Raw genomic sequence first — 4572 nt, forward strand, 5'->3', positions numbered from 1 at the left:
CGAAGCCACCTTCAAAAAAGCGGCGCGCCCCGCGAGGGGCCCCCTGGCAGGTGGATGGCGCGCCGAGTCGTCGCGCCCCACGAAAGAAGCCCCCGACGTCCAGCGGGCGACCACAGGTCGCCCCTACATCGTCGGCCCAAGCTGCGGATCGTTCGCTTCCGCGTAAACGCGAAAGCTCATTCCCTCCGCTGGGCCTCCTTCTCCCCACGCCGACCACTTCGTTGGGTCGCCGCGGGGGCCCCATTAGGTGCGCCGGGTCGTCGCGCGCCACGGGCCGGTGGTTCCGGGGGCAAACGGGCGGATACGATCCGCCCCTACGGGCTTGTCGGTTGACGTACCGCGCCGCGCAGGCCGGCCAGGACGGCGGCCACGGTGTCCTCCAGGCTGCGGCCCGCCTCCACGTCCACGGTGAGATCGGCGTATTTCCGGTAGAGGGGCTCCCGCTGGGCGAACACGTGGGAGAGGGTCTCCCCGGGGGCCATGGCGATGCCCCGGGTGGTGATGTTGTCCACCCGCCGCTCCAGCTCCGCCAGGGGCACGTGGAGGTAGACCACCCTTCCCAGCTCCTTCAGCCGCTTCATGCCCCTCTCCCGGCACACGGCGGAGCCGCCGGGGGCGATGACGGTGCCGGTGCAGGCCAGGCCGGACAGCACCTCCCCCTCCAGATCCAGGAAGGCCTCCACCCCCAGAGCGTCCAGGACGTCCTGGAGCAGGGCCCCCTCCCGCTGCTGAATGAGCAGATCGGTGTCCACAAACTGATAGCCCAAAGCCTTGGCAAGCAGCACCCCCACGGTGCTCTTGCCCGAGCCGGGCATGCCGATGAGCGTCACATTGTCCACAAAAAATCACCTCACATGGGATAAAAAGGCGGAGGGACGCCCGGTGGCGTCCCTCCGCCTTTGGTATGTCCGGTTATGGCAGAGCCCTTACTCCGCGGGCTGCGCCTCGGGGACGGCGGTGCCCATCTCCAGCAGATCCACCACCGCGGCCCCCTCGGGGGGCTGGGTCTCGGGGGCGGAGGTGCCCTGGGTATAGGCGCCGGTCATGTCCATGGTCATGGACAGGATGTCACCCATGCCCATGGACAGGTTGGCCGTCATGTTCCCGTCGGCGTCCATGGCCTCCGCCACGGTCAGGCTCACGGCCAGGCCGCTGTCCGGGTCGGTGGCGGTGATCTCCGCCGACAGATCGTAGGCGGTCACGTCCTCCCCGTCCAGGGTGAGGGTGAAGGTGAGATCGGCGGACGCGCCGCCCTGCTCCAGGCTGTAGTGGAGGATGCGGTCATTGCCGCTGACAGTCCAGGCGTCGTCCCGCAGCAGCTGGGCCGCCAGATCCACCGCGGCGGACAGGTCGCTGTAGGCGGTGTCCTTGTCAGTGGGCTCGGTGACGGCCAGGGCCAGCAGGGTGGACAGCAGGCCGGAGTAGTCCACGTCGCCGGCGGCCATGGACAGCAGGCCGCTGTAGTCCATGCCCATGGCCTCATACATGGCGGCCATGTCCATGGAGAACCAGGTGTTCTCGTCCACGCCCAGGGCGGTGGTCATGAAGTCGCCGCCGAAGCGGAAGTAGAGCTGCCCGCGCTCCAGATCGCCGCGGATGTCCATGGCGATGCCCTCGTCGGCCAGGCTGTCCAGCAGGGCGGTGTCGGTGGCACTCATGCCGCCCCCGGCGCCCTCCGTCAGGCTGCCCAGCAGCTCCTGCAGATCCATCCGCAGGGCCATGGCCGCGTCCATCCGCATGCCGTCGGCCACGGTGCCGGTGAGCTCGCCGTCCATGGTGATGGGGGCCACGCCCAGGGCCAGCTCCGCGTCAAAGGCCGCCTCCATGTCCCAGATGCCGGTGGAGTAGGTCTGGCCGTAGGCCAGGTATTTCTCCAGCAGGGTGTAGTCGTATTTGGCGATGGTGTCCTCCACCAGCTTCTCGGTGTCGATGAGGATCACAGTCCGGTCGTCGGCGTCCCACCCCACGATGCAGCCGAAGGCCTGGGCGGCGAAGCGGACGGGTACGTAGGTGCGGTTGTCGTGGGCGTAGGGGGCCACATCCATCACCACGGGGGTGGTGATGCCGTCCATGGTGACGGAGGCCTCGGTGGAGCCCAGGGTCATGGTGACGGTGGTGCCGTCCCGGACGGCGGTGACCGCGCCGGCGGCGGCGTCATAGCTCACCTGGGCGCCCATGGCCTCAAACACCGCCCGGACGGGCAGGAAGGTGCGGCCGTCCCTGGCCTCGGGGGCGGCGTCGGAGAAGGTCAGGGTCTGGCCGTCCAGCTGGACGGAGATGCCGGCATCCCCTTCCGCCGCCAGGGCGGAGGAGCCGGCGCTCAGCATGGCCGCGGCGGTGAGCACCGCCAGGGCGCGCTTGCAGAAACGTCTCATGATTGGAATTCCTCCTGTTCTTCTCAAAGTAGTACATCAACTATAGCACCATATCCCTTGTCTTGCAAGGGAAAGGACTCTACGAACGGTTGATTTGGGCCAGCTCCTGCCGCCGGTGCTCCAGAATCTTGGGGAAGCGCCAGAAGAACAGGATGCCGGTGGTGGAGGCGGCCAGGATATCGGCCACCGGCTCGGCCAGGAACACGCCCAGCACCTTGTCGGCAAAGAGCTGGGGCAGGAGGAAGATCAGCGGGATGAGGAGGATCACCTTGCGCAGCAGGGCCAGGAACAGAGAGATGCGGGTCTGGCCCAGGGCCACGAAGGCCTGCTGGCAGGAGAACTGGACGCCCAGCATGAACAGGCCGGCGGCATAGACGTGCAGGGCCCAAACGGAGATCTCCACCAGCTCCGGCTTGTCGTTGAACAGGGAGACAAACAGCCCGGGGAAGAGCTGCAGCGCCGCGAAGGTGGCGCAGCTGTAGACCACCGAGGTGATGAAGAGCAGGCGGAAGGTCTTTTTCACCCGCTCCAGCTGGCCGGAGCCGTAGTTGAAGCCGATGATGGGCTGGGCCCCCTGGGACAGGCCCTGGGACAGCAGGGAGAACACCTGCATGATGCTGGAGCAGATGGTCATGGCCCCCACCGCCGGGTTGCCGCCGTAGGCCTTCAGGGAGGAGTTGAAGGCGATGTTGATGAGGCTCTCGGTGGACTGCATGATGAAGGGGGACACGCCCAGGGCCAGCACGGGGGCGAGCACCCTCCAGCTGGGCCGCAGGTACTGCCGCTGGAGGCGGAGCCTGGTGCGCTTCCCCCGCAGGAACCACACCACCCACACCGCCGAGACGCCCTGGGCGGTGATGGTGGCCAGGGCCGCGCCCTTCACCCCCATGCCGAAGCCGAAGATGAACACCGGATCCAGCACAATGTTGATCACCGCGCCGATGAGCACCGTGGCCATGCCCATGGTGGAGAAGCCCTGGGCGGTGATGAAGTAGTTCAGCCCCAGGGAGATCTCCACAAAGATGGAGCCGTACAGGTAGATGGTCAGGTAGTCCATGGCATAGCCGATGGTCTCCTCCGTGGCGCCGAAGAGGTAGAGCATGGGCTCCTGAAACACCAGGAAGGCCGCCATGGCCGCCGCGCCCAGCACCACCAGCAGGGTGGTGCAGCTGCCCAGGATGGAGTTGGCCAGCTCCATCTTCCCCTCCCCCATGTGCACCACCGCCCGGGAGGAGCCGCCCATGCCCACCAGGGCGGAGATGGCGGAGACAAACAGGATCACCGGGAAGCAGACGCCCAGGCCGGTGAGGGCCAGATCCCCCACCTCCGGAATGTGGCCGATGTAGATGCGGTCCACAATGTTGTACAGGGCGTTGACCAGCTGGGCCGTCACCGTGGGGATGGCCAGGCGGAGCAGCAGCTTGCCCACCGGATCCCGGCCCAGGTCGTTTTCGCGCTTAGCCAAGGGGCTTCGCCTCCTCATTCTCCAGGAAATAGGTGGCCTCCATGTCCGCCACGCTGAGGGCGAAGGCCAGAGGATACTGCTGGAGGGCCTGGCCAACCAGGCGCTTGTCCTCGTCCCCGGAGAAGCCCATGTGCCAGCGGATGGCCATGGCCTCCTCCCGGGTGAGGCGGAGGAAGCCGGAGAGGATGTACACGCTCTTCTCCCCGTGGCCGTAGGGCAGGCTGTCCTCGTAGTAGAAGGTGGGCACCGCCTGCCACCTGCCGTCGGGGCCCTTCACGTTGCGGGTGCCCGCCTTGTAGCAGCCGGTCTTGCACACGTCGTGGAGCAGGGCCACCAGGGCGATGCTCTCAGCCGAGTACTCCAGGCCGTAGAGCTCCTTCACCCGCTCCCGCTCCAGGTAGGCCGCCAGGCACCGGTAGACGTTGACGCTGTGCTCGCACAGGCCGCCGGGCCAGGCCCCGTGGTACCGGGCCGAGGCAGGGGCGGTGAAAAAGTCGCTCTTATGCTCCAGATAGTCCAGCAGGGCGTCCGCCCCCTCCCGGCGGATACTGTCCCGGTAGATCTGGATAAATTCTTCCTTGGCGCTCATGGGCTGTCTCCTTTTCCCTGATCTCGTAAAGCCCAGTATACCACACCCCGCCGCCAAAAACCACCCTGTCACCCCCTCTTTTTCCGCCGGGCAGCCCCTATTATTGAGTTACACACCAAGGAATTGGTTGTGTAGCTCAATTT

At 66.7% G+C, this 4572-nt stretch carries 4 protein-coding genes; all 4 read right to left on the reverse strand.

Annotated features, from left to right (window positions below; genetic code table 11):
* Window positions 1–314 precede the first annotated feature (314 nt).
* The 4 genes from QZ378_RS12210 to QZ378_RS12225 all read right to left on the reverse strand — a co-directional run bounded on the left by QZ378_RS12210 (window position 315) and on the right by QZ378_RS12225 (window position 4429).
* Window positions 315–839 (reverse strand): shikimate kinase, encoded by a 525-nt coding sequence (locus tag QZ378_RS12210; protein WP_291258463.1) that lies wholly within the window; start codon window positions 837–839, stop codon window positions 315–317.
* Window positions 840–926: 87 nt separating this feature from the next.
* Window positions 927–2375: a copper amine oxidase N-terminal domain-containing protein gene (locus tag QZ378_RS12215; RefSeq protein ID WP_291258464.1), complete on the reverse strand. Its 1449-nt coding sequence runs from the start codon at window positions 2373–2375 to the stop codon at window positions 927–929.
* Window positions 2376–2454: 79 nt separating this feature from the next.
* On the reverse strand, window positions 2455–3840 hold the full coding sequence (locus QZ378_RS12220; RefSeq protein WP_291258465.1) for an MATE family efflux transporter: 1386 nt from the start codon (window positions 3838–3840) through the stop codon (window positions 2455–2457).
* Window positions 3833–4429: a hydrolase gene (locus QZ378_RS12225; protein ID WP_087242292.1), complete on the reverse strand. Its 597-nt coding sequence runs from the start codon at window positions 4427–4429 to the stop codon at window positions 3833–3835. Before QZ378_RS12225 ends, QZ378_RS12220 begins: the two co-directional genes overlap by 8 nt.
* Window positions 4430–4572 lie beyond the last annotated feature (143 nt).

Source organism: Flavonifractor sp., assembly GCF_019422385.1.
Taxonomy (GTDB): Bacteria; Bacillota; Clostridia; order Oscillospirales; family Oscillospiraceae; genus Flavonifractor; species Flavonifractor avistercoris.

Coding starts and splice junctions, on each gene's coding strand:
- QZ378_RS12225 (WP_087242292.1), bottom strand. CDS start 4,429: ATGAGCGCCAAGGAAGAATTTATCCAGATCTACCGGGACAGTATCCGC.
- QZ378_RS12215 (WP_291258464.1), bottom strand. CDS start 2,375: ATGAGACGTTTCTGCAAGCGCGCCCTGGCGGTGCTCACCGCCGCGGCC.